We start from the raw sequence: 23,928 nt of genomic DNA on the forward strand, positions 1-23,928 counted from the left end.
ATGATGATCAATCGTAAAATTAAAATCATATCCCCGCTTTCTATCATGACAGCATTATTGTTCCTGGTACTGGGCAATACAGCCCTGGCGGATAATTTCAAACCGTTCACCACGGAGAGCTTTGCAGCCATTAAAGAACAGTATGCGGGCAAGCCATTTTTTGTCAGTTTATGGTCGGTCGATTGTCCTCCCTGTCGCGTTGAACTGGACATGCTGGGTGAACTGGTAGCAGCTGATCCAAACCTGCCGCTAGTGCTGATCTCAACCGACCAGATAGACGAGCGCGACTATGCCAATGATATTCTGCAAGATGCCGGTCTGGCCTCAACCCCTTCATGGATCTTTGCTGATAATTTCACGGAAAGATTGCGTTTTACCATTGATCCGCAGTGGTTTGGGGAGTTGCCGCGCAGCTATTACTATGATGCCGAACACAATATGAAGGCTCATAGTGGCATTATGACCCGAGAAATGCTGGACGATTTTATTGCAGAATGACGATGAATTGAAAACTGAAACGTCCTGAACCAGAGAGTTTCTGCTCCAGGACGTTCCGGTTTTCTGTCAGGGTTGAGTCAGTCTGACTCAAAAAGCTGGCAAGGAATCGTCAGGCAATGAGGACAGCCCCACCTGACACCCACACTAAGACTGAGGAGGGTAATCAATACCCAGCTGTTCCAGATAGGAGTCATATTGCTCAGGATCATAATAGTACTCACGCATTAGCGGGCGCATCTGATCCATGATTTCCTTGTTCAGATGAATGGCTGGCTGGTCATCCGGTCCGATAACCGGCTCGTAATTTTGACCCTGTAATTGAACATTCTCAAAATAATCCCTGGCTTCATTAAGCAGATCCGGATCCATCAATAAGTCAAGCACAGTCAGGGCGACAGCTTTAGCGCCATTTACGGCTCCCTTATGGGCGATCGGTGTGGCCATGGCCATCGCTGCTGTGACGTGGTGACCAATGGTATTTGGTACATTGGAAGGGTAGCGGATAGTAATGGTTGGAACATTCCACATAATATCGCCGATATCATCAGAACCACCGCCCATGGAAGGACCACGTGTTTCAGGTGTCGAAAGTGGCGATAATTCTGTGACGAGGAGGTCTTCCTCTTCTTCAGGGTCTACATAAGAGACAAATGAGACAGTGTTCTCGCGTTTTACTGCTTGTGCAAATGCTTTGTCATCTTCTGTCCACTCTGGCAGGCCGACCATCTTGAAATTCTCATAGGCAGCCTCAGCCATGGGTTTGTTGGCATGCTGTGGTGCTGCATAACCAAGAATTCGCCGCTCCACCGTCGTTTCTGTGGCCTGTGCTGCCGCCTCGGAAATGGTATTGCCAATGTCAAACAGGTTTCGTACACCTTCGAAGGTAGTGTCGCGGAAGTAATACCAGACGGATGCTTCGCCAGGCACGATATTAGGCTGGCCACCACCATTGGAAATAATGTAGTGCGACCGCTGTGTCAGGGGTAAATGTTCCCGGCGCATATTCCAGGCATAGTTCATGATTTCGACCGCATCCAGGGCACTGCGTCCGGACCAGGGGGAGCCGGCGCCATGGGCAGTTTTGCCGTGGAAAGTATATTCAACTGAGACCATACCATTACCACCGGATGGTCCCCAGGAAGTGCTCAGGTCCCGGCTGACGTGGGTGAAAATATTGGCATCGACATCGTCAAACATGCCATCACGAACGAAAAACGCTTTGGTTGCCAGCAGCTCTTCGGCAACACCGGGCCAGATCATCAACTGGCCTTCGATATCATGCGCTTCCATGATGCCTTTCACAGCCAGGGCTGCAGCGACAATGGCAGGCATGCCGGAATTGTGCCCTTCACCGTGTCCCGGTGCGCCTGGAATGAGTGGTTCTATTGTGGCAAAGCCGGGTTTTTGGGATAGACCCAGCAATGCATCAATATCACTGCCCAGTCCTATTTTCGGGCCACTATCCCCCCAGGTTGCCGTCCATGCGGTAGGGATTCCAGCGGCACCCATTTCAATAGTGAAACCGTTTTCTGCCAGAATGTCAGTAATATAACGGGAAGTTTCGAATTCCTGGAAGCCAGGTTCTGCAAAACTGAATACCGAATCCACCATCTCCTGAACCAGTTTGGCATTATCATCTATATCTGAAATGGCGACGTGCTTCAGTTCTTCCAGGTTTTGAGCGATCAGGTTCGTGCTGGCAATCATGCTGCCCAGCACAACAGTGGCAAGCACTTTTTTTTGGAATCTGGCCAGGTTATGACAACGACTCATAAACGCATCCTCTGTGACATTACATGGTTTTGTATAGGTACAAACAGTTTAATCCGTATTTTGAACATGAGTGCCATTATGCGGTTGCCAAGCACTTCAGGATTTAAAATGCAGGATGTGTGCCACCTGGCAATGTCAGTAAAATCAGGGGGGTATTATGAGATGGTGGTAAGTTAGTAAAATAAATGACTTATTTCAGGGCGCCTGAATGACATAATAGTGCATACATATCTTTTGCCTGATGTGTTGTCATACGACAATTCAGCGGGACACGATACGAGCTGCCCGATATAATTTCAGCGCCGGAATTAGTGCAACAACAGCGGTTGCTATCAGCAGTGCACCGATAAAGAACATCATATTGCCACTGATCGGGTTGGCGCTTATGTACAAACCGTAGTTCTGGTTCAACCAGGGCTGGCTGATGATTGCGGCGATTGCCGTGAAACCCAGCCCAAGCAGTGTTCCTGTCATGGCTATCAGGATGGCTTCAGCTTCAATGCTTAACAACAAAGCCCCTGACGAGACGCCAATTGAGCGGAACAGACTGACCTCCGGGTAGCGTTCACGAATACTGGCCAGCAGCATGGTGGCCAGTCCGAGAATGCTGGCCAGCATGACCAGCACAGAGATCAGCCGAAGCAAGCCTTCCACATTTGCCATCATCTGCCATAATTCAGCCAGGGCAATGCCGGGTATGACGCCTGTTAGTGCTTCACCGGGATAGTTGTTGATGGCCTGCTGCAGCGTAAAGACCTGGGCTCTGGAATGAAGCCCGATCAGGGTAGCCGTGATATCAACAGGTAATGTTGTCACTGTGGCTATCCCGGTGTTTGTATCTGCGGCCTGCTGACTGTCATTATTGCTATGCTCATGCTCATGCTCATGCTCATGCTCATGCTCATGCTCATGCTCATTGTGATTATTGACGGCGACGTCATCATTAGCATGATTGGTGTGTTCATTCGGAGCGGGTTGATCATGATTGTGACCTCCGGCACCATGCATGGCAGCCAGTCCACTCAAGGGGATGTGCACGGCCTGGTCGGTTGGCGTGCCTGTGGCAGCAAGAATGCCACTGACCTGAAAAGGGTGATTGTCATGCTGCGTGAAACTGACTTCAGCGATGCCATGGGAAAGCACAATCTCGTCACCCAGGCTGTACCCCAGATCCTTTGCCACATCACTGCCTAATACAACGTCGTGAGAGCTGCCAAATTGCCGGCCTTGTGCGAAGGCCAGTGCCTGACGGTTGCCGAATTGATAGTGCGCAAACAGGGTGTTATCCGTTCCTACTACGCGGTATCCCTGATGCGAATCCCCCAGCGCGATGGGGATTTGCCAGGCCACCCGGCTGTCACTGGCTATGATCCGGTAAGTTTCGCTGCTGATACCGTTGCCGGGAGTGCCTATGCGAAAAATACTGTAAAGCAGTAAATTTATCGAACTCGTTCTCGGGCCAACGATCAGGTCAACGCCTGATACGGTGCGGTTAAAACTGTTTTGCGCCTCGCTACGGATGTGTTCGACAGTACTCACGACAGCGATACTGATTGCCAGTGCGATCACCGTTAAAATGACGCTGACCCGACGTTCGATAAGGCTTTTTATGGCAAGTTTTAAAATCATGCTGAAGCCTCCGTGGTGTCTGGAATGGCCAGTGCCTGATTTAACTCATTCATGCTTTCGCAGCGGTTGAAGTGACTGATTAACTGTCGGTCATGACTGACAAAAAGGATAGTGGTGTCAGATTCAGTTAAATCATTCAGCAGCAACTGCATGAATGCATCACGTGCATCTTCGTCCAATGCCGAGGTCGGCTCATCGGCGATCAACAGGGGAGGGTGATGGATCATGGCTCTGGCTATCGCTACTCGTTGCTGCTGTCCCACACTGAGCTGATCAGCGCGGCGACGCCATAAATTTTCTGCGACTGACAGCCTTGTAAGCAACTCGGATGCTCTGGCCCGGAAAGTTTTATCAGACAGTTTATTCAGCTTCGCAGACACTTCCAGGTTGTCCAGAATGCTCAGGTAGGGGATCAGGTTAAATTGCTGAAAAATGAAACCAATCTGATGAGCACGAAATCTGTCCCGTGCCCGTACTGACATAGCTGCCAGGTTCTGATTCAAAATATTGATGGAACCGGCGCTGGGTATCAGCAACCCTGAGAGTAGTCGTAATAAGGTAGATTTTCCCGAGCCGGAAGAACCTAGCAAAAAGCACCGCTCACCAACAGACAAGGAAAATTCGGGTATATCCAGTGTTAAAGATTCGTTGCCTGACCAGGCATACTGAAGGTGTTTAACATCGATGGCTTGAGATGAGACCTGGTAATCAGCTTTGGAATTCATTGATGCCCCGCTACTTGGCGACTACTAACCTGGCGACTGTTATATTAGTGACGAGTATATATATTAGTGACGAGTATAGTAGTAACGATTAAATCAGTGACGATGTATGGCCAGTGTTGGATAGGAAATTGCATGATTAAACAGTGCGACCTGATTAATTGTTATACAATAGCACGGAGCGATACAATGAGATTACTGTAATTAAAGCCCAATGCATAGATCAAGGTGAAAAATTATGTTCAATCGCTTAACCATGATGGCGCTAACGTGGTGCATTTGCACAACAGCTGTGCATGCCGCAGATTACAGAGACCTTGACTGGCTGGAGTTATTGCCAGAACAGGAGCGTATGACGCTACTGAACCAGGGGCCTATTGATCATGGCGGTGAAACGTCCCCGCAACGCCAGCCGGCACTGGGGGGTAATAAAAGTTTGAGTCAGCTAGAGGTGGAGGCCGCCTGGACCTCAGTCAATGTGGTTGATGAACTGGCTGAACAAGAGGTCAGGCTTCCCGGTTTTGTGGTACCGCTGGAATACAATGACAATCAGGATGTTATTGAGTTTTTCTTGGTTCCTTTTTTTGGCGCATGCATTCATGTCCCGGCGCCACCCCCGAACCAGATTATTCATGTTAGCATCCCGGAAGGTTTTGAACTGAGTTCAATCTACGAGCCGTATGTGGTTGAAGGCAAGGTGCAGATCAGTCTGACCGAAAGGGAGCTGGGGATCTCTGCTTACTCGATAGTGCCCGATGCAGTCGTGCCATATGAACGCTGAGGGTGAACGTTAGAATCAGCAATCAACAATTGAGACCGGCACTTCCAGGACATGAACGGCCAGCCCGCCACGGGCAGTTTCTTTGTAACTGTCTTTCATGTCCCTGCCTGTTTCTCGCATGGTCGCAATGACCTGGTCCAGCGACACATAATGTTCACCGTTGCCGCGCAGTGCCATTCTCGCGGCACTGATGGCTTTAATGGCTGCCATCGCATTGCGTTCAATACAGGGGACTTGTACCAGACCTCCGATTGGATCACAGGTCAGTCCAAGGTTATGTTCCATGGCAATTTCTGCTGCGTTTTCGACCTGTTCCGGTGTCGCTCCCAGTACTTCTGCCAATGCGCCGGCGGCCATTGAGCAGGCGGAACCGACCTCACCCTGACAGCCCACTTCAGCACCGCTGATGGATGCGTTGGTTTTGTAAAGAATGCCTATGGCACCAGCAGTCAGTAGAAACCGTCGTACATCATCGGGTTCGACCCCGTCGGCAAATGTCATGTAATAACGCAGTGCTGCTGGAATAATACCAGCGGCGCCATTTGTTGGTGCGGTAACCACACGGCCCCCCATGGCATTTTCTTCATTCACTGCCAGGGCATAGAGCGTCACCCAGTCCAGTGTCAGTAGCGCATCATCCCGAGACAGCCCTGATCGGTTTTTCAGCTTTCTGTAAAGGTGAGCTGCACGCCTTTTGACTTTCAACCCTCCCGGCATGATGCCTTCTGAACGACAGCCTTTGTCAATACACTCGTTCATGGTTTTCCAGAGTGTATCCAGCAAATGGTTGATCTCGTGCTCGCTGCGCCAGACACGTTCATTTTCAAGCATCAGGCTGCTGATGCTGCGCCCACTTTTGCGGCACATGGCAAGAAGTTCTTTGGCCGAAGTGAAAGGCCAGGGCTGGGCGATCGGGTTTTCGACCAGTATCTGGTCGCCACTGGCAGATTCATCAATGACAAATCCGCCGCCAACGGAAAAGAATATTCTGTAATGTAGCGCTTCATTGTTTTTGTCGAAGGCTGTAAATCGCATGCCATTCGGATGAAAGGGGAGGACTTCATCCCGATGCATGATCAGGTCATCACGATAGCTGAAGTTGATGGTGACATCATCTGCCAGCGTTAGTAATCCAGACTCCCGCACTTCATTCACCCGTTGCTCAATGGAGTCGACATCAACCGTCTCTGGTGCTTCTCCCTGCAAGCCCAGAATAATAGCTTTTGGTGTGCCGTGGCCGGCCCCGGTTGCCGCCAGTGAGCCATACATTTCGATCGTTATACGATAACAAGCGGTTGACAGGTTATTCTCATACAGTGAGTTTGAAAATATTGCAGCGGCTTTCATTGGGCCGACGGTATGAGAGGAAGAAGGACCAATCCCTATTTTAAACAGGTCGAAGACACTGATTGCCATTTCCTACTCCGTTACCAGAATTCAATTTTTTCAGTTTCAAGTATCAGTTTCAAATATCAGCTTAAGTCACCAGCCATTAACCTGCCACCAGACTAAACCATTCTCTGACGTTATGCAGCACCCGTTTGCTTAATCATAGCTTTCTCTTTAAAGCAGGTGGTTATCGCATCATGGTGGCCCGTTATTGTGCGCCAGTGCTTATAAATAGTGCTGAACAATCGTTACATTATGGTGCCTGGTATCACGTCTATGCGCGCAATTAGAGCAACCAGTGAATTTCAAGTTGATAGAAATTTGAACCAGGTAACAAAAAGTAAATTGAGCGAACTGATTTTTACGGTACGCATACTGATTCCTTTGCTGGTTGCAGATTCACTGCTATCCATTTGTAAATAATGAATAATATAAATTTTCAATCGCTCTCATATCTGACATGGAGCCCTTGTTGCAATGAAGTTGAACTGAAGCGCTCCAATCTGGTTCTGGCATGATTGGCATACTTAATGCTGTCACACCTCTGTAAATCTATTAGTGAGTCTTCGTCAGTTTGACCAACCCCTGATGAACGACAATTTAATATTCATTGTGCTGGAGGATGTTATGGCGAGTCATACGGATCAATGCGGGAAGGCGAGACCAGTTCAGACAAAGCTGTCACTATCAGTCATGATTGCCAGTTTGATGTGGGCTGGAGCCAGTCCTGAGCTCCGTGCTCAGGAAGCTGCAGATACGGAAATTGAGTCTATCATGGTGACCGGTTCTCGTGTCCAGCGAGATGGTTACAGTGCGCCTACTCCTGTCTCTGTTCTCAGCGAAGAAGATATCGCCATGGAAGCGCCTGCCTCCATTGCTGACTTTGTTAATACAATGCCAGCCGTGCAGGGGAGTACGACATCTTCCAGTTCCTCCGGCTCGCTCAGTAGCGGTGCCGCAGGTATCGCAGCAATGAACCTGAGGGGGCTGGGTACAGGCAGAACGCTGGTTCTGTTTGATGGGCAACGTTCAGTGGTATCGGCTTCCACAGGCCAGGTTGATTCAAACACGTTTCCACAGTCCCTGGTGTCCCGGGTTGAGATTGTGACCGGCGGTGCCTCCGCTGCATACGGTTCAGATGCGATTGGTGGGGTAGTGAACTTCATTCTCGACCGTGAATATACCGGCTTCAAGACAGAGGTGCAGTACGGAGAAACATTTTATGACGATGATGCGAACCATAAAGTGGTGGCGACAGCCGGTTTTCCCTTCGCTGATGGTGATGGCCATGTTTTGTTAAGTGGAGAGATGTTCAACAGCGACGGCGCCTTTGATACCGTGCGTGACTGGAATATGCATGGTTATCAGGGCATTTTGAACCCGGATCGTAATGTCGCTGGCCAACCGCACTTCCTGGTAGGTGAGGGTATTGGTATTTCTGCCTATACACCCGGTGGATTGATTACTTCCGGACCATTGAAAGGGACTTATTTTGGGGTTAATGGCAGCGTAAACCAACTGGCTTACGGAGAAGAGTCGGGCCAGTGGATGATCGGCGGTGACTGGGATTATGCAACATCAGGAATGCGTGGCTCGCATTCATTGGCTGCTGCTGATGAGCGGGAGAGTGTGTTCGCTCGCATAAGCTACGACCTGACACCTACTACGAGTGCATTTCTACAGGGCTCATGGGCTGGCTACGAAGGTGAAAGTTATTACATCAGTCCAACTGACCGCGGGCGCACCATTTACGCGGATAATGCTTTCCTGCCGGCCTCAATCAGTGCCCAGATGAGCACACTGGGCCTGGACTCCTTTACCATGGGAACCAGCAATGAAGAGTTCCCGATTGCTGGCAGTAACAACGGTCGGGAGACGACACGGTTGGTGGCCGGTATTGAAGGCAGTTTTGATGTCATGGACCTTGGTTTTAACTGGGATGCTTATTATCAGAACGGTGTCACAGAAACTGATGAACATATGTTGCCGATCTATAATTTTGATCGCTTAACCATGGCCACTGATGCTGTATTTCATCCTGATACGGGTGAGATTGTTTGCCGCTCCTCAATTACTGACCCGGCTAATGGCTGTGTCCCAATGAACCGCTTTGGAATTGGTGTCACCAGCCAGGAATCAATCAATTACGTCATGGGCCGGCCACGTCGACTGCAGGATTTTACCCAGAATGTTGCAGCAGTGAATTTCAGCACCAGCGATATTAATGGCTGGACAGGGCCGATATCCCTGGCATTTGGTGCAGAATACCGAACCGAGGAAATGGATGGTTTTGTTTCTCCTGAGCATAGCTCTGGCTGGAAATACGGTAACTATAAAGTGACAGCTGGCGATTATAATGTTGCCGAGGCCTATATAGAGACAGTATTTGGTATCGTTGAAAACCTTGAGTTCAACGGTGCCGCCCGTTACACCGATTACAGTACATCGGGTGGTGTAACGACCTGGAAGGCCGGATTGACTTACGTTATGACAGATGATGTGACATTGCGTGCGACCCGCTCCCGTGATATTCGTGCGCCTAACCTGAGCGAGCTTTATGATGCTGGTACGGCACGAACCAATGCCGTGAATATAGCGGGCGAATCAATGCCTTTCATTCAAAATCTTCAGGGCAACCCGGTTGTTGCACCGGAGGAAGCAGATTCTGTCGGTTTGGGTCTTGTTTACCAGCCGTCCTTCCTGCCCGGTTTCTCAACCGCTATCGATTATTATGATATCGAGATTAACGGTATCATCAACTTCGTCGGGGCTCAGAGTGTAGCTGATTTTTGTTATCTCAATGGCGTGCAAAGGTATTGTGACAATATCAATTTCGTCGATGGCCAGTTATCTACCATTGATCTCTATTATGAAAACCTCAACAGCATGCAAGCAGAAGGCGTTGATGTTGAAGCGACTTACCGGTTTGGTGTCGACGAGCTTTTCGGTAGTGGGGCTGGAAACGTCACATTGCGTGCCCTGGCGACTCATTACATGAAGGATATTGAAGACAACGGTGTTACCGCGATTAACCAGGCCGGTTCAAATGCAGGTAGTTCCCCGGACTGGTCATACCGAATGACCGCCAGTTACTCTCTGGACGACTTCAGCATGAACCTCACCGCGCGGGGTGTTTCGGATGGCGTACTCAGTAATGCTTACACCGAATGTAGCAGTGACTGTCCGGCAAGCGCTTCGCCGTTTTTCACTATAAATGATAACAGCGTTCCCGGTGAAACCTATTTTGATGCCTATCTGGCAAAAACATTTTTGATGGGGGATTCTGATGCCGAGCTGTTCATTTCGGTAAAAAACATACTGGATACTGACCCGGTACTGATCGCATACCCGGCCAACCAGGGTTCGGAGAATCGACCTGGATATTTACCCACCAACCGTTCCCATTACGATGTGATGGGGCGATCTTACCGGATCGGGGCCCGATTCCAATTCTGACGGTACACACCAGAAAGCCTGGCACCAAACCAGGCTTTCTGCTTTCTGGACGGCTAACACCCTTGTTGCACTCACTGGACGCAGCCCGGGACAGGGATTATAGTCGGGCACAGGCAACGATTGCTTTACCTGATGCTGTTACAGTGCCGGTATCGCCAAGAAAAACAACAAGGAGTCTCTTTTGGACGCGTTCAACAATCTGCTACTCACCCTCGATAGCTTTCTCGGTTCATCCGCCTGGTTTCCTTTTGTCCTCTTGGGCGTCGGTCTGTTTTTCACCATCTACCTCGGTTTCCCGCAGATACGCTATTTCCGCCGTGCCTGGCAAGTGCTGGGGCAGGGGCGTGAGAAGCAGGATCAAAAGGGGGATACCTCCCATTTTGAAGCATTAAGCACTGCGCTGTCTGGCACGGTGGGTACGGGGAATATCGGCGGGGTTGGCCTGGCGATCTTTCTGGGTGGTCCCGCAGCCTTGTTCTGGATGTGGATGACAGCTTTTTTTGGTATGGCAACCAAGATGGTGGAAGTGACGCTCTCTCACCAGTACCGGGAAACAGCTGAAGACGGCACGATTGCTGGTGGCCCGATGTATGTGATGGAAAAGCGTCTCAACATGCGCTGGCTGGCCGTGTTGTTCGCCATAGCCACCGTGTTGAGCTCTTTTGGCACGGGCAACCTGCCTCAGGTCAATAACATAGCGATCAGTGTGGAAAGCAGTTTTGGTATTGAACCTATGATCACCGGGGCGGTTCTTGCTGTGTTGCTGGGTCTGGTGATTGTGGGTGGTATTAAACGCATTGCCAAGGTTACCTCGACTCTGGTCCCCAGCATGGCAGTCCTGTATCTGATAGGTGCTTTTGCCGTTATTATCCCGAATTACGCCAATATCATTCCCTCGTTTGTTGCTGTATTCAGTGATGCCTTTACCGGCTCGGCGGCGGTAGGCGGTTTCCTGGGGGCCACATTTGCTTATGCGTTCAATCGCGGGGTCAACCGTGGCCTGTTCTCAAACGAGGCCGGTCAAGGCTCGGCGCCGATTGCGCACGCTTCTGCCCGTGGTCATGAGCCTGTTTCGGAAGGGCTGGTGTCATTGCTGGAGCCATTCATCGATACCATCATCATCTGTACTTTGACCGGTCTGGTCATTCTGTCTTCCAATGTGTGGACCGAAAAGCACCAGACCAGTTTTCAGGCAGCTGACCTGGCGCTCATTGAAGGACGCTATGATGACTCCCTGGAGGCTGATCGCCAGGCGTTGTTTGGATGGCTGAATATTGGCAATCAGACTGAAGTATCTTCCTTCAGTGGTGATTTGACAGTGGTCGATGGCCGGGTCCTGGATACCCAGGATGTCACCATTATTCATGCCCGTTCGGTTGCAGAGGATGTGCTTTTTGAGCAAAACGGTACACCTTATAACGGGACTGTTACCGTCGCTGACGGACAATTGACTGACAGCTCCATTCAACTGAGTGGCCAGTCATTGATACATTCCGCCGCGCTGACCACAGTTGCATTTGGTTATGGTTTGCTGGGTGGTGCCGGTCAGGTCATCGTCAGTTTCTCGCTGGTACTGTTCGCCTTTTCAACAGCAATTGCCTGGTCTTACTACGGTGATCGCGCGATTACGTTTCTGCTGGGGGCAAAATGGGTGATGCCATACCGTATGGTTTACTGCGGTGCGTTCTTTCTGGCTTCATTTACTGACACGACCATTGTCTGGAACTTTGCCGCTGTTACCATTGTGTTGATGACCTTGCCCAACCTCTTTGCCACCTTCCTGCTGCGCAAAGAGGTGAAAAGCCTGGTCGCAAATTACAACAAAACCCCGGGTGAAAGTGACAAAACCAGTTGATCAGCGGGGAGGGATTGCAGAAACAATGCAGCAAATACTGAGCGGCAGCGACATTTCCGGACCCGTCCAGGCGGCAGTTAAAATTGGCCAGTTGCTCAAGGCGTCTGGTTGCCGGGTAACAACAGCCGAGTCCTGCACTGGCGGCTGGATTGCCCAGTCACTGACGGCTGTACCGGGCAGTTCTGAGTGGTTTGATCTTGGCCTGGTGACTTACAGTAATGAGGCAAAACAACAGTATCTGCAGGTTTCGGCTGATACGCTGTCAAGGTTTGGTGCGGTCAGTGAAGCGACAGCCAGGCAAATGGCATTAGGTGCTTTAACGGCCGGTAATGCTGATTTCTCGATGATCAGCAGCGGTATTGCCGGTCCTGATGGCGGCACAGCCGATAAGCCGGTAGGCACCGTCTGGTTAGCCTGGGGGGTTCGGCAGGGAAGTGAATTGACCTGCGAGGCCCAGGTTTATCACTTTGATGGCGACCGGGAAGCTATTCGACGAGCAAGTGTGCACACGGCACTGGCCGGGCTGATTGCCCGTCTGGAGCGTCTGCAGGGCGCCTGATAGCGTCCCTTACGGATCGCTGCAAAATACTGGTTGAATATACAGTAATACTCTGTTTTAATAATCCTAATTTTCAGGAATACGCACTGACGGCTGATTCAGGCTATAACCAGTGGTAGGGTATTCCAGCAACTTTTATATTTGAAAACACAGGATATTTGCAATGGCTGATGCTTCCAATCGAGATCCTAATAAAGAGAAAGCGTTGACGGCTGCTCTGTCGCAGATTGAGCGGCAGTTTGGTAAAGGCTCAATGATGCGCCTGGGTGATAAAGGGCGTGAAACGATTCCTGCCATCTCCACCGGTTCGTTGGGCCTGGATGTGGCATTGGGTATCGGCGGTCTGCCCCGTGGTCGTATTGTGGAAATTTATGGTCCGGAGTCTTCCGGTAAAACAACCCTGACTCTGCAGGTCATTGCTGAATGTCAGAAGAAAGGCGGTACCTGTGCCTTTATTGATGCCGAGCATGCACTCGACCCGATTTATGCCAATGCGCTTGGTGTCGATGTGGAAAACCTGCTGGTCAGTCAGCCGGATACCGGTGAGCAGGCATTGGAAATTGCCGATATGGTTGTGCGCTCTGGTGCCGTTGATGTGGTGGTGATCGACTCGGTCGCTGCGCTGACGCCCAAAGCTGAAATTGACGGCGAAATGGGTGACAGCCACATGGGTCTGCAGGCGCGGTTAATGTCCCAGGCGCTGCGCAAAATGACCGGTAACATCAAAAACTCCAACACCCTGGTTATTTTCATTAACCAGATTCGTATGAAAATCGGTGTGATGTTTGGCTCTCCGGAGACAACTACCGGTGGTAATGCGCTGAAGTTCTATTCTTCCGTGCGATTGGATATTCGCCGCATTGGCTCTATCAAAGATGGAGACGAGGTGGTTGGTAACGAGACACGTGTCAAAGTGGTCAAGAACAAAGTGGCGCCGCCATTCCGCCAGACTGAATTCCAGATTATGTACGGCAAGGGCATTTATCGCATGGGTGAGATTATTGACCTGGGCGTAAAACTTAATCTGCTGGACAAGTCGGGTGCATGGTATGCCTACAATGGCGATAAAATCGGACAGGGCAAAAAGAACGTAGCCGCCTTCCTGGAAGAAAATAGCGAACTGGCAGATGAGCTGGAGGCTAAAATCCGGGCAGAGCTTCTGAATCAGCCGCTGCTGAAAGAAGAAAAACAGAGCGCTGCGGAGTCTGATGCAGAGTGAATCCCAGCCTGATTCCGGTCAGGGTAGCCGGCATCATGATGATGTCGATAAAACCCTTGTCACGGCGCTTCGGCGCCGTGCCATGGATTATCTGGCCCGACGCGAGCATAGCCGTCTGGAGCTGGAACTAAAACTCAATAAAGCCTTCCCCGGTACCAGCGTTGAATTACGATCTTCGGTTCTCGACCAGTTAGAACTGGACAACCTGCTTAGCGATACCCGATTCTGTGAAGCTTTCCTGAACAGCCGCGTAGAGCGCGGTTATGGCCCGCGCATGATACGTTTTGAGTTAAACCAGCGCGGTGTCAGAGAGCAGGTGGTCGAGGAGGTGTTTGTCGGGGCTGATATTGATTGGCGGGATGTCATTTTTCGACTGGCCAGCCGCCGAGGCCTGGACTTGGCAGGTGATAACAAATCAGCACTGTCAATCCGTGACTGGCAACGTCATCAGCGGTATTTCATGTCCAGGGGGTTCTCGCCTGAAATCATCAATTGTGTCAGGGAACTGCTGGATATTCATCGTTAATGCCTTGCGCAATTGCTATACTTGTCAGCTTTAACATTAAAGTCGAGTCTAGTTACAGGGCATGCAGCCAGTCGCTATCCAGAATTCTCTTAATGCAGCCAGCCGCCCGGGCAGGTTGCAACGCATTGCTCTAATAAATCCTACCAAGTTTTTGGGTAATCTCCTGCTTAACGGACAGTATATTCAGCACCTGGCTAAGTGGTGCCATGCGCAGGACTCACAACTGCTGGTTGTCCTGGACAGCCGGTTTGAACAACTGTTTGGCCCTGCGTTCAGTGTTGAGGGAATCAAGCTGTGTTATTACCCACGCCAGGCTTTGAAACAGGGAAGAATACCCTGGCTCGGGGTTAGACAATGGTGGCAATGTGTCAGTGAAATCCGCCGATTTGCTGCAGATCTGGCCTTCACCATTGAGGAAGACTCAGTTGCTCATCGACTCACTCATCTTTCAGGGGCGAAAGTCCGTGTCAGTTGTAGCGAGGCACGCTACCACTTTGGTTTTGATGCCATTCTGCATATTAAGCGACAGGGACGTTGTGCAGATACACCGTCTATCTGGCATGTGACCGGCGACATTTTTTCCAGCCTCGGCCTGCCTGTTCCTGAGCATATATCCTATCCGCAACTGAACCTGGGTTCCGGGCAGTACCAGATTGGTGGTGATGCTTCCCGGCCAATGGTTGTTATGCATGCCGGGGCCAGTAAACGTTACAAGCAGTGGCCAATAGAGAACTTTGTAGAGTTGGCAAAGTCTATCGTTTCTGAAGGTTACCGGCTGAGTCTTATTGGGGCAGGTCCTGATGATGCACAAATCAATGCAGGGATATTAAAGGCAGTTGGGCCGGCAAATTGCCAGGACTATTGTAATCAATTGTCCCTGATTGACCTGGCTAGTGTCATCAGGCAGGCTCATTTCATGATTGGCAATGACAGTGGTCCTTCGCACTTAGGATCTGCCTTGGGCATACCAGGCGTTGTACTATTCGGTCCGACTGATCTGGGGTTGTGGAAGCCGCTTGGCGCGCAAACATCGGTACTGCACCATAAAGAGCTTTGTCAAAGTGATTGTACGCGCCATCACTGTCGCAAAGGATACGCCTGCCTGAAAGAGGTCAGCGCGGAGGAAGTGATGGCAAAACTGAAAACACACACTGATCAGTTGTGACTGAAATTATGCAATTTATTATGGTTCTGTATAGCCGCAAAACTAATCAATAGGGATTTGAGATTATGCGTATTTTACTGACTGGAGGCGCCGGTTTTATTGGTTCGGCCGTCGTCCGGCATATTATTGAAAACACGGACGATACAGTCATCAATGTAGACAAACTGACTTATGCCGGGAACCTGGAGTCCTTGAGTTCAGTCAGTGAAAGCTCACGCTACCATTTCGCGCAGGCTGATATCTGTAACGCTGAAGCGATGTCTGCGCTGTTCGCCAAATACCGCCCCGATGCCGTTATGCATCTCGCGGCAGAAAGCCATGTGGACCGCTCTATCGATGGTCCCGCCGCTTTTATCGAGACCAACATTGTCGGCACCTATACCTTGCTGGAAGCGGTTCGGGAGTACTGGACAGGGCTTGATGAAGCAGCCAGAACGGCCTTTCGTTTCCATCATATTTCCACTGACGAGGTGTATGGCGATCTGGAAAACCCGGAAGACCTCTTTACCGAGGACACACCTTATGCGCCCAGCTCCCCCTATTCAGCGTCAAAGGCAAGTTCAGATCATCTGGTGCGAGCCTGGCGTCGAACGTATGGCTTGCCGGTGCTGGTAACTAACTGTTCCAACAACTATGGCCCCTATCATTTCCCGGAAAAACTGATTCCGCATATTATCCTCAACGCGATTCAGGGTAAGGCTTTGCCGGTATATGGCGATGGCAGTCAGATACGTGACTGGCTCCATGTTGAGGATCATGCCAGGGCGCTGTACCGGGTTCTGACGCGAGGGCAGATTGGGGAAACCTATAACATTGGCGGCCACAATGAGAAACAGAATATTGAAGTCGTGCGCAGTATCTGCAGTTTACTTGATGAATTGCACCCTCAAAGTCCGGTGACGCCTCACGAATCACTGATCGAATTTGTCAGCGACCGTCCCGGGCATGATAAGCGCTATGCGATTGATGCCAGCAAGATGCAAAAAGAACTGGACTGGGTACCAGAGGAGACTTTTGAGAGCGGGCTCAGAAAAACGGTCAGTTGGTACCTTGAAAATCGTGACTGGTGGCAAAGGGTGCTTAGTGGCGACTACCAGTTAACGCGACTGGGTGATAGTAACGAATAACCAGCAAACAATGTCGAACTGTAAATTCCAGGCTGACTGATAGCAGCCATTCATTGTCAACTGACGAGGTTTTAGCCCTGTCGGCTGAAAGGAGTGAAAGCACATGATATATCAAGGAAAAGCGATCAAGGTAACGCGACTGGATGGCGGGATTGCCCGTTTGGCGATGGATTTGCCTGATACCGGTGCCAATGTATTCAATGAACTGCTGTTAGAGGAATTAAAAGCAGCGGTGATGGAAGTCGCAGCCAGTGATGTTGCCGCGCTGTTAATCGTCAGTGAAAAACCTCACTTTCTGCTTGGTGCTGATATTGGTTCTTTCTCAGAGACGTTTGCCCTGAGCGAGCCGGCGCTGCTGCAGTGGCTGGCGGGTTGTAATGCAATTTTCAATCAGATTGAAGATTTGCCTATTCCCACTGTTGCCGCCATCAATGGCATGGCACTGGGGGGTGGGCTTGAGTTGTGCCTGGCCTGTGATTTCAGGGTGGCTGCGACCAATGCCATGCTGGGCTTTCCGGAAGTCAATCTGGGTATTTGTCCGGGGTTTGGCGGTACGGTGCGAGCACCGCGACTGATGGGCGTGGCCAGAGCCATCGAATGGGTCAGGACGGGTAAGCCCGTTCCCGCGCAGCAGGCCCTGGCAGATGGCATTCTGGATGGTGTGGCTGATCCCGAATTTCTGGAATCATCTGCGCTGGAAATGATTGAGCAGGCATTACGGGGTGATCTCGACATGCAGATGTCTGTGCAGCAAAAGATCAACCCGGTCGAAGGGGATCGTGAGGCAGTCAATGCACTCTATCGTGATGCTATCGCCTCGCTGGAAAAGAAAAATGGTGCGCATTATCCAGCAGCTGTCACCGCACTGCGGGCCATGTGGGAGGCGAATTGTCTGGATCGCAGTGGCGCTCTGGAAAGTGAAAATCAGGCATTTGCACAATTGGCTCGCAGTGAAACCAGTGCCAACCTGATCCAGCTCTTTCACAATGATCAATACCTGAAAAGCAAATCACGTGAGTTGATCCGCTCGGTCCGTTCCCCGTCTCAGGCCGCCGTGCTGGGTGCCGGGATCATGGGGGGCGGTATTGCTTACCAGTCGGCGCTAAAAAATGTGCCGATCATCATGAAAGACATTGCTCAGCAAGGTCTGGACCTGGGGTTGGCCGAAGCCGGCAAGTTGCTGGGAAAACAGGTAGATAAAGGGCGTATGACTGATGAGCAATCAGAACGAGCGTTGGCTAATATACAGCCAGCCCTGGATTACACAGGTTTTGACAAGGTTGATATTGTTGTTGAAGCGGTAGTGGAAAATCCGACCGTGAAAAAAGCGGTTCTGGCTGAAGTGGAAGCAGAAACGGCCGATGGAGCAATTCTGACATCCAATACCTCAACGATTTCCATTACTGACCTGGCCTCAGCGCTGAAATCGCCGGCGCATTTTTGTGGGATGCATTTTTTCAATCCAGTGCCGGTAATGCCTTTGGTCGAAGTGATTCGGGGTAAGCAGTCCAGCGATGATACAATAGCCAAAACCGTTGCCTATGCCACTGCACTGGGGAAAATTCCGATTGTGGTAAATGATTGCCCGGGATTTTTGGTTAATCGCATTCTGTTTCCTTATTTTGGGGCATTTTGCCAGTTGATCCGCGATGGTGTGGATTTCTGGGAGATTGACCGGGTGATGGAAGCTTTTGGCTGGCCCATGGGGCCGGCGTATTTGCTGGATGTGGTGGGTATCGATACCGCTGAACACTGCATGGATGTGATGGCCGAAGGGTTTCCGGATCGTATGAAGTATGACTTCCGTACCGTGATTAATTTCCTGTACGAAAAAGACGATCTGGGCCAGAAAAGCGGACAGGGTTTTTATCGTTATGAAGCAGGTAAGGGCGGACGTCCGCAAAAAACCTTCGACGAAACAATCGCGGCATCAATGAGTGAATTGCAACACGGTAGTGGCACTGTTTCTGACCAGGCCATTGAAGAGCGCATGATGGTGGCTCTGTGCCTGGAGGCTGTTCGTTGCCTGGAAGACGGCATTGTGGACACTGCCATTGAGGGCGATATGGGCCTGATTCTGGGACTGGGTTTCCCGCGGTTCAGAGGCGGGCCATTGCGATATATTGATAACATGGGTGTTGCCAATTTTGTGGCGATGGCCGAACGGTACGCAGACCTTGGGCCGCTGTATCACCCGACAGAGTCCCTGCAGCAAATGGCGGCAGAAGGCCGACGTTTTTATTCATAAATTGTGATATTAACCTGCAGCCTGGTGCCATCACTGGCACCGGGGAAGCGGGTAACGTGACAGGTAGCTTAGAAAGCATGACAAGTTTGGAAGAAAAAAATCAGCAGCAACGCTTTAATCGTCTGAGAAAAAGCCTGCGCCGCGATATTGGTCGAGCCATTGCCGATTTCAATATGATTGAAGACGGTGACCTGATCATGGTGTGTCTCAGTGGTGGTAAAGATTCATATACCATGCTGGATGTGCTGATGCATCTGCAGCGCCATGCACCGATCAGTTTTGATATCAAGGCGGTTAATCTTGATCAGAAGCAGCCCGGCTTTCCAGAGCATATTCTTCCTGAATACCTGCAGTCCATTGGGGTTGATTATCACATTATAGAGCAGGATACTTTCTCAATTGTAAAAGATAAAACGCCTGAAGGTAAGACATACTGTGGTCTGTGTTCGCGTTTGCGGCGTGGTAATCTTTACAGCTATGCTCGGCAAATAGGCGCTAACAAAATTGCTCTGGGCCACCATCGTGACGATATTGTAGAAACCCTGTTTCTGAACATGTTTTTTGGTGGCAAGCTGAAAGCTATGCCGCCCAAGCTGTTAAGTGACGATAAGCAGAATATCGTGATCCGCCCTCTGGCCTATGTGCCGGAAAAGCTGATTGAAAAGTACTCCACATTGTGTGGTTTTCCCATCATCCCCTGTAACCTCTGTGGTACCCAGGACAATATGCAGCGCCAGGAAATCAAAGCGATGCTGCAGGATTGGGAAAAAGCATGGCCGGGACGAATTGATAATATCTTCCGCAGTATCTGTAATGTTCAACCATCACAACTGGGAGATCTGGAACTGTTTCCTTTCCGCGACCTGCAACGTGACCCGGAAGCCGTGGCGCGTATTCAGGCAATCAACGTCGCCTGAGGGGCCGGATACCTGTTATGTTAATTCCCTGGGATGCGTTACCTGCTGACACGCTCGAGAGTGTGATAGAAGAATTTGTCAGTCGCGAAGGAACAGATTATGGCCAGCACGAGTATAGCCTGGCTGACAAAGTGTCTCATGTGCGCGAGCAATTAAAGCGACGCGAAGCCTGGATCGACTTTGACCCTGATACGGAAAGCCTGGATATTCGGCTCAGTGCACAGACCCCGCCGCCAGCATCATGATGAAGAATTAATGAAGAGTTAAGCCAAGCATGACAACCGAGAATTCACCAGAACCAACAACGATACATGTTGACGATACGCTGGATGCCAGAGGCTTGTTTTGTCCTGAGCCCGTGATGATGCTGCACAGTGCATTTCGAGACCTGGATAGCGGTCAGGTGCTTAAGTTGCTGGCAACAGACCCCTCGACCACACGTGATGTTCCCAAGTTTTGTCATTTTCTGGGGCATGAGCTGCTCCAGCAACAGCAAACCGATGGCGAATTTCACTACTGGCTGCAGAAAAAATGATGCAGAACAACGGTGACCTGAACGCTGTGTCGCGAACCGGCAGTTCACCTTTGTATTTGCTGGATGCGTCGATCTATATTTTTCAGGCACATTTCTCGTCCTGGCAATTTGTGAGCTCGGTGGATGGAGAGGATCGCAGTGCTTTTTATGGTTTTGCCCAGTCCTTGTTTCGCCTGCTACGACTGATTGGCTATCACCGGGCGCCCCAAGCAGTGCCAGAAGTTCAACCTCGCTTGGCTGTCGCCTTTGATGAAAGTCTGTTTTCCGGTTTTCGTCACCGTCTTTATGCCGACTATAAATCCAATCGTGTGTTACCGGACGACAATCTGGCCTGGCAATTAAAAGCCTGTCGTTCGCTATGTCAGTCACTGGGTATTCCTGAGTTTGCCAGTGAAGAATATGAAGCTGACGACCTTATCGGCACACTGGCACATCGTTATCATCAACAAAGCCCAGTCGTGATAGTCAGTCGGGACAAGGATCTGGGGCAATTACTGACGGGTGACACTGATTGTCTTTGGGATATACAGCAGGCAGTGCCCAAGACAAGAGCAGTGCTGAATGAACAACTGGGCATTTGGCCTGAACAGATACCGTGTTATCTCGGACTGACCGGCGACGCGGTTGACTGTATTCCTGGTGTACCGGGTATTGGTCCAAAAGCGGCATCAGGATTGCTGCAGGCATACCCTGATATGCCTTCAATTTATGCGGAACCTGAGCGAATTGCATCGCTTGCGTTCAGAGGCGCGCGCACCTGTGCCGAAAAATTGCTGACCTTCCAGAAGCAGGCTATCTTGAGCCGCCAGCTTGCAACCATTGTGTGTGACTGTCAAACAGCTGAGCTGGCTGCCTTTTCTGACGCTTCCTTGGCACTACAGTATGGCAATCTACCGCATTGGAATGTCATAGCAGACCACTCTGTTTTGGGTGAGGCTGCGTTGCAGAAGGCCGACCTGATGCGCTTGGAAAACGCATTTCGTTCACTGGACCCACTGCGTGATAAGGAGGGTACCGTATGACTCTGCGAATCCTGGCTGACCAGAATATCCTGGCCCTTGACGCATGGCAGGACCCTGATGTGGAGCTGGTATTTTGTGATGGGCGTACCCTGTCTGCTGGTGATGTAAAGCATGCCGATGCTTTGCTGGTTCGCTCAATCACACGGGTGAATGCGTCTTTGCTGGCCGGCTCAAATGTGAGGTTTGTGGGTACCGCCACCAGTGGAACGGACCATATTGATCTGGATTATTTACAGCAGCAGGGTATCCACTTTACCAGTGCAGCAGGCGCTAATGCTGAAGCAGTCGCAGATTATGTCATGTGCTGTCTGGCAGAGTTGGTGATAGAGTCCGGATTCTCCCTGGCTGGTAAAACAGTTGCAGTGGTAGGTGTGGGCCATGTGGGTAGCGCCTTGCTGTCTCGCCTGCGGTCAACACAGGCTGAATGTCTGGCATGTGACCCTTTTCAGCAATTGTGCAGTGAAACCCCTTATGTCAGTTTTTTAGAAGCACTGAAAGCTGATGTGATTTGTTTGCACACCCCGTTGACACAAACCGGTGATTATCCAACCTGGCACATGCTTAACGCGGATAATCTGATGCGATTACCGAAAGGGGTGGTTGTCATCAATGCCGGCAGAGGCGAGGCCATTGACAACAATGCACTTGTCACACATCTCAAGGGCATGTCTGTCAAAACGAAAATTAATCAAGATAGCTCTGAAAATTTCCGGCACAGCCAGCGATTTATTCTTGATGTATGGGAGGGGGAGCCAAGTCCTGATCCTGAATTGCTGGATCTCGCCTATCTGGCAACACCCCATATTGCTGGTTATAGCGTAGAAGCCAAATATGCCGCTTCTCAACGGGTTGTCAGCTCGCTGTGTGAGCACTTCGGATTGGCATTGCCTGATTTCAAGGTGCCTGACTCAGCGCCAGTCTATGGAGTTGGCGATGCTGACGATAAACAGGGAGTGACTGATATCGGCTGCGTTAGTGACAATGATGTCAGCGAGTTTTGTGCTTCAACTGACAGGCAGGCTGCTGCGAATGCTGAGCAGCAACAGGCAAGGCAATTGTTAAAAACGTTTTCACCCAGAAGGGTCGACACCGCCTTTCGACAGGCCTATCTTGCTGCAGATAACAAGTCATCCGGGGCTGAGTGTTTTGATAATATCAGGCGATCTCTGACGGCAAGAAGGGAAAATCCGCACAGTCAGTGATAGTCATTAAATGACATTAATTCCTGTCATCACTGTTTGTGCGGCCCGTTATTGTTCACCAGAACAGTTACGCTTTTATGCCTGAATTTGCTGTGCCCATTTGCCCAGGAAGCGTTCAATTTTAGCAACTGACTGCTGCAGTACATCCACGGTGGGCAAAAAAACAATTCGCAAGTGCTGGGTGTCTTTTATATTAAAGGCTGAGCCCTGAACCAGCAGAATTTTTTCCTTTTCCAGCAGTTCCAGGACAAATTTCTCGTCATCCGCGATGGGGTACATGACCGGGTCAAGTTTCGGGAACATGTAAATTGCCCCTTTGGGTTTGACACAGCTGACGCCCGGGATGTCGGTCAACAGCTCGTATACAGCATCCCGTTGTTCCCTTAACCGTCCACCCGGCAGGATCAGCTCATTGATACTCTGGTACCCCCCCAGTGCAGTTTGTACGGCAAACTGGGCTGGAACGTTTGAGCAAAGGCGCATGTTGGAGAGTATTTCCAGGCCCTCAATATATCCATTAGCCGCCTCACGGGTTCCGCTCAGGATCATCCACCCGGAGCGGAATCCTGCCAGTCGGTAAGACTTGGACAAGCCATTAAACGTTACGATAAATAAATCGTCACACAGCGATGCGATTGGAGTGTGAACCGCATCATCGTAAAGGATCTTGCTGTATATCTCGTCTGAGTAAATAATCAACTGGTGCTTTCTGGCGACACGGATGATGTCCTGAAGAATTTCGGGGCTATAAACAGCGCCAGTGGGGTTGTTCGGATTAATAATGACAATGGCCCGGGTACGGCTGGTTATTTTTGATTCAATATCAGCGACATCCGGGTACCAGTCGGCCCCTTCATCGCAGACATAGTGAACCGGATTGCCGCCAGCCAGGCTGACTGCAGCCGTCCATAATGGGTAGTCTGGTGCTGGCACCAGGACTTCGTCATTATTGTTCAGCAGTGCCTGCATGGACATGACAATAAGTTCACTGACACCGTTACCCAGGTAGATGTCTTCAATATCGACACCATCGATACCGATTTTCTGACATTCCTGCATGATGGCCTTGCGGGCAGAAAACAGCCCTTTGGAGTCGCTGTACCCCTGAGCATTATTCAGGTTCCGAATGACATCCTGGAGTATTTCGTCCGGTGCATCAAAGCCAAAAGGTGCCGGATTACCAATATTCAATTTAAGAATACGGTTTCCGTCTTCTTCCAGCTGTTTGGCAACTTCCAGTACTGGCCCGCGAATGTCATAACAGACTTTGGCAAGTTTCTCGGATTGGCCGATCTGATTCATATC

The 23,928-nt window shown here is 50.4% G+C and carries 20 protein-coding genes; 15 read left to right on the forward strand and 5 right to left on the reverse strand.

The window, feature by feature from the left end:
* Nucleotides 1-498, forward strand: coding sequence for a TlpA family protein disulfide reductase (locus tag PSCS_RS09275; RefSeq protein ID WP_082866357.1), 498 nt, complete (start codon nucleotides 1-3; stop codon nucleotides 496-498).
* 144 nt (nucleotides 499-642) lie between these two features.
* On the opposite strand, the gene PSCS_RS09280 is transcribed toward PSCS_RS09275, so the two are convergent.
* The 3 genes from PSCS_RS09280 to PSCS_RS09290 all read right to left on the reverse strand — a co-directional run bounded on the left by PSCS_RS09280 (nucleotide 643) and on the right by PSCS_RS09290 (nucleotide 4,625).
* Complete coding sequence (locus tag PSCS_RS09280; RefSeq protein ID WP_068811827.1) at nucleotides 643-2,271, reverse strand: amidohydrolase; 1,629 nt, start codon at nucleotides 2,269-2,271, stop codon at nucleotides 643-645.
* Between the two features lie 261 nt (nucleotides 2,272-2,532).
* Nucleotides 2,533-3,900 (reverse strand): ABC transporter permease, encoded by a 1,368-nt coding sequence (locus PSCS_RS09285; RefSeq protein WP_068811828.1) that lies wholly within the window; start codon nucleotides 3,898-3,900, stop codon nucleotides 2,533-2,535.
* Nucleotides 3,897-4,625 (reverse strand): ATP-binding cassette domain-containing protein, encoded by a 729-nt coding sequence (locus PSCS_RS09290; RefSeq protein WP_068811829.1) that lies wholly within the window; start codon nucleotides 4,623-4,625, stop codon nucleotides 3,897-3,899. The genes PSCS_RS09285 and PSCS_RS09290 overlap by 4 nt, the downstream gene beginning before the upstream one ends.
* A 235-nt stretch (nucleotides 4,626-4,860) precedes the next feature.
* Here PSCS_RS09290 and PSCS_RS09295 point away from each other — a divergent pair, with 235 nt between their 5' ends.
* Nucleotides 4,861-5,403, forward strand: coding sequence for a DUF3299 domain-containing protein (locus PSCS_RS09295; RefSeq protein WP_068811830.1), 543 nt, complete (start codon nucleotides 4,861-4,863; stop codon nucleotides 5,401-5,403).
* Nucleotides 5,404-5,418: 15 nt separating this feature from the next.
* On the opposite strand, the gene PSCS_RS09300 is transcribed toward PSCS_RS09295, so the two are convergent.
* Nucleotides 5,419-6,819 carry an L-serine ammonia-lyase gene (locus tag PSCS_RS09300; protein WP_068811831.1) on the reverse strand — a complete coding sequence of 467 codons (1,401 nt, stop codon included), beginning with the start codon at nucleotides 6,817-6,819 and terminating at the stop codon, nucleotides 5,419-5,421.
* Between the two features lie 600 nt (nucleotides 6,820-7,419).
* Between PSCS_RS09300 and PSCS_RS09305 the strand changes: the two genes are divergently transcribed.
* The 13 genes from PSCS_RS09305 to PSCS_RS09365 all read left to right on the forward strand — a co-directional run bounded on the left by PSCS_RS09305 (nucleotide 7,420) and on the right by PSCS_RS09365 (nucleotide 22,623).
* A complete protein-coding gene (locus tag PSCS_RS09305) occupies nucleotides 7,420-10,248 on the forward strand; it encodes a TonB-dependent receptor plug domain-containing protein (RefSeq protein ID WP_082866369.1) in 2,829 nt (942 codons plus the stop codon).
* Nucleotides 10,249-10,429: 181 nt separating this feature from the next.
* Nucleotides 10,430-12,103: an alanine/glycine:cation symporter family protein gene (locus PSCS_RS09310; RefSeq protein WP_068811833.1), complete on the forward strand. Its 1,674-nt coding sequence runs from the start codon at nucleotides 10,430-10,432 to the stop codon at nucleotides 12,101-12,103.
* Between the two features lie 25 nt (nucleotides 12,104-12,128).
* Entirely contained in the window at nucleotides 12,129-12,662 is a 534-nt protein-coding gene (locus PSCS_RS09315; protein ID WP_068811834.1) for a CinA family protein, read from the forward strand.
* 163 nt (nucleotides 12,663-12,825) lie between these two features.
* Nucleotides 12,826-13,881, forward strand: a complete 1,056-nt coding sequence (recA, locus tag PSCS_RS09320) for a recombinase RecA (protein ID WP_068811835.1) — start codon at nucleotides 12,826-12,828, stop codon at nucleotides 13,879-13,881.
* On the forward strand, nucleotides 13,871-14,407 hold the full coding sequence (locus PSCS_RS09325) for a regulatory protein RecX (RefSeq protein ID WP_082866356.1): 537 nt from the start codon (nucleotides 13,871-13,873) through the stop codon (nucleotides 14,405-14,407). Before recA ends, PSCS_RS09325 begins: the two co-directional genes overlap by 11 nt.
* 61 nt (nucleotides 14,408-14,468) lie before the next feature.
* The gene (locus PSCS_RS09330) at nucleotides 14,469-15,572 is read left to right on the forward strand and encodes a glycosyltransferase family 9 protein (protein WP_068811836.1); all 1,104 of its coding nucleotides are present in this window, start codon (nucleotides 14,469-14,471) and stop codon (nucleotides 15,570-15,572) included.
* A gap of 65 nt (nucleotides 15,573-15,637) precedes the next feature.
* Nucleotides 15,638-16,699: a dTDP-glucose 4,6-dehydratase gene (gene rfbB / locus PSCS_RS09335; RefSeq protein WP_068811837.1), complete on the forward strand. Its 1,062-nt coding sequence runs from the start codon at nucleotides 15,638-15,640 to the stop codon at nucleotides 16,697-16,699.
* A gap of 103 nt (nucleotides 16,700-16,802) precedes the next feature.
* Complete coding sequence (gene fadB / locus PSCS_RS09340) at nucleotides 16,803-18,947, forward strand: fatty acid oxidation complex subunit alpha FadB (protein WP_068811838.1); 2,145 nt, start codon at nucleotides 16,803-16,805, stop codon at nucleotides 18,945-18,947.
* 77 nt (nucleotides 18,948-19,024) lie between these two features.
* On the forward strand, nucleotides 19,025-19,864 hold the full coding sequence (gene ttcA, locus PSCS_RS09345; RefSeq protein WP_068811839.1) for a tRNA 2-thiocytidine(32) synthetase TtcA: 840 nt from the start codon (nucleotides 19,025-19,027) through the stop codon (nucleotides 19,862-19,864).
* Between the two features lie 17 nt (nucleotides 19,865-19,881).
* Nucleotides 19,882-20,109: a YheU family protein gene (locus PSCS_RS09350; RefSeq protein ID WP_068811840.1), complete on the forward strand. Its 228-nt coding sequence runs from the start codon at nucleotides 19,882-19,884 to the stop codon at nucleotides 20,107-20,109.
* A 29-nt stretch (nucleotides 20,110-20,138) separates the two neighbouring features.
* A complete protein-coding gene (tusA, locus tag PSCS_RS09355; protein ID WP_068811841.1) occupies nucleotides 20,139-20,399 on the forward strand; it encodes a sulfurtransferase TusA in 261 nt (86 codons plus the stop codon).
* On the forward strand, nucleotides 20,396-21,421 hold the full coding sequence (locus tag PSCS_RS09360) for a 5'-3' exonuclease (RefSeq protein WP_068811842.1): 1,026 nt from the start codon (nucleotides 20,396-20,398) through the stop codon (nucleotides 21,419-21,421). The genes tusA and PSCS_RS09360 overlap by 4 nt, the downstream gene beginning before the upstream one ends.
* The gene (locus PSCS_RS09365) at nucleotides 21,418-22,623 is read left to right on the forward strand and encodes a 4-phosphoerythronate dehydrogenase (RefSeq protein WP_068811843.1); all 1,206 of its coding nucleotides are present in this window, start codon (nucleotides 21,418-21,420) and stop codon (nucleotides 22,621-22,623) included. Before PSCS_RS09360 ends, PSCS_RS09365 begins: the two co-directional genes overlap by 4 nt.
* Nucleotides 22,624-22,698: 75 nt before the next feature.
* Here the strand turns inward: PSCS_RS09365 and PSCS_RS09370 are convergent, their stop codons facing one another.
* Nucleotides 22,699-23,925 (reverse strand): pyridoxal phosphate-dependent aminotransferase, encoded by a 1,227-nt coding sequence (locus PSCS_RS09370; protein ID WP_068811844.1) that lies wholly within the window; start codon nucleotides 23,923-23,925, stop codon nucleotides 22,699-22,701.
* Nucleotides 23,926-23,928: the final 3 nt, after the last annotated feature.

Origin of the sequence: Pseudohongiella nitratireducens (assembly GCF_001642735.1) — a bacterium.
Lineage (GTDB): Bacteria > Pseudomonadota > Gammaproteobacteria > Pseudomonadales > Pseudohongiellaceae > Pseudohongiella > Pseudohongiella nitratireducens.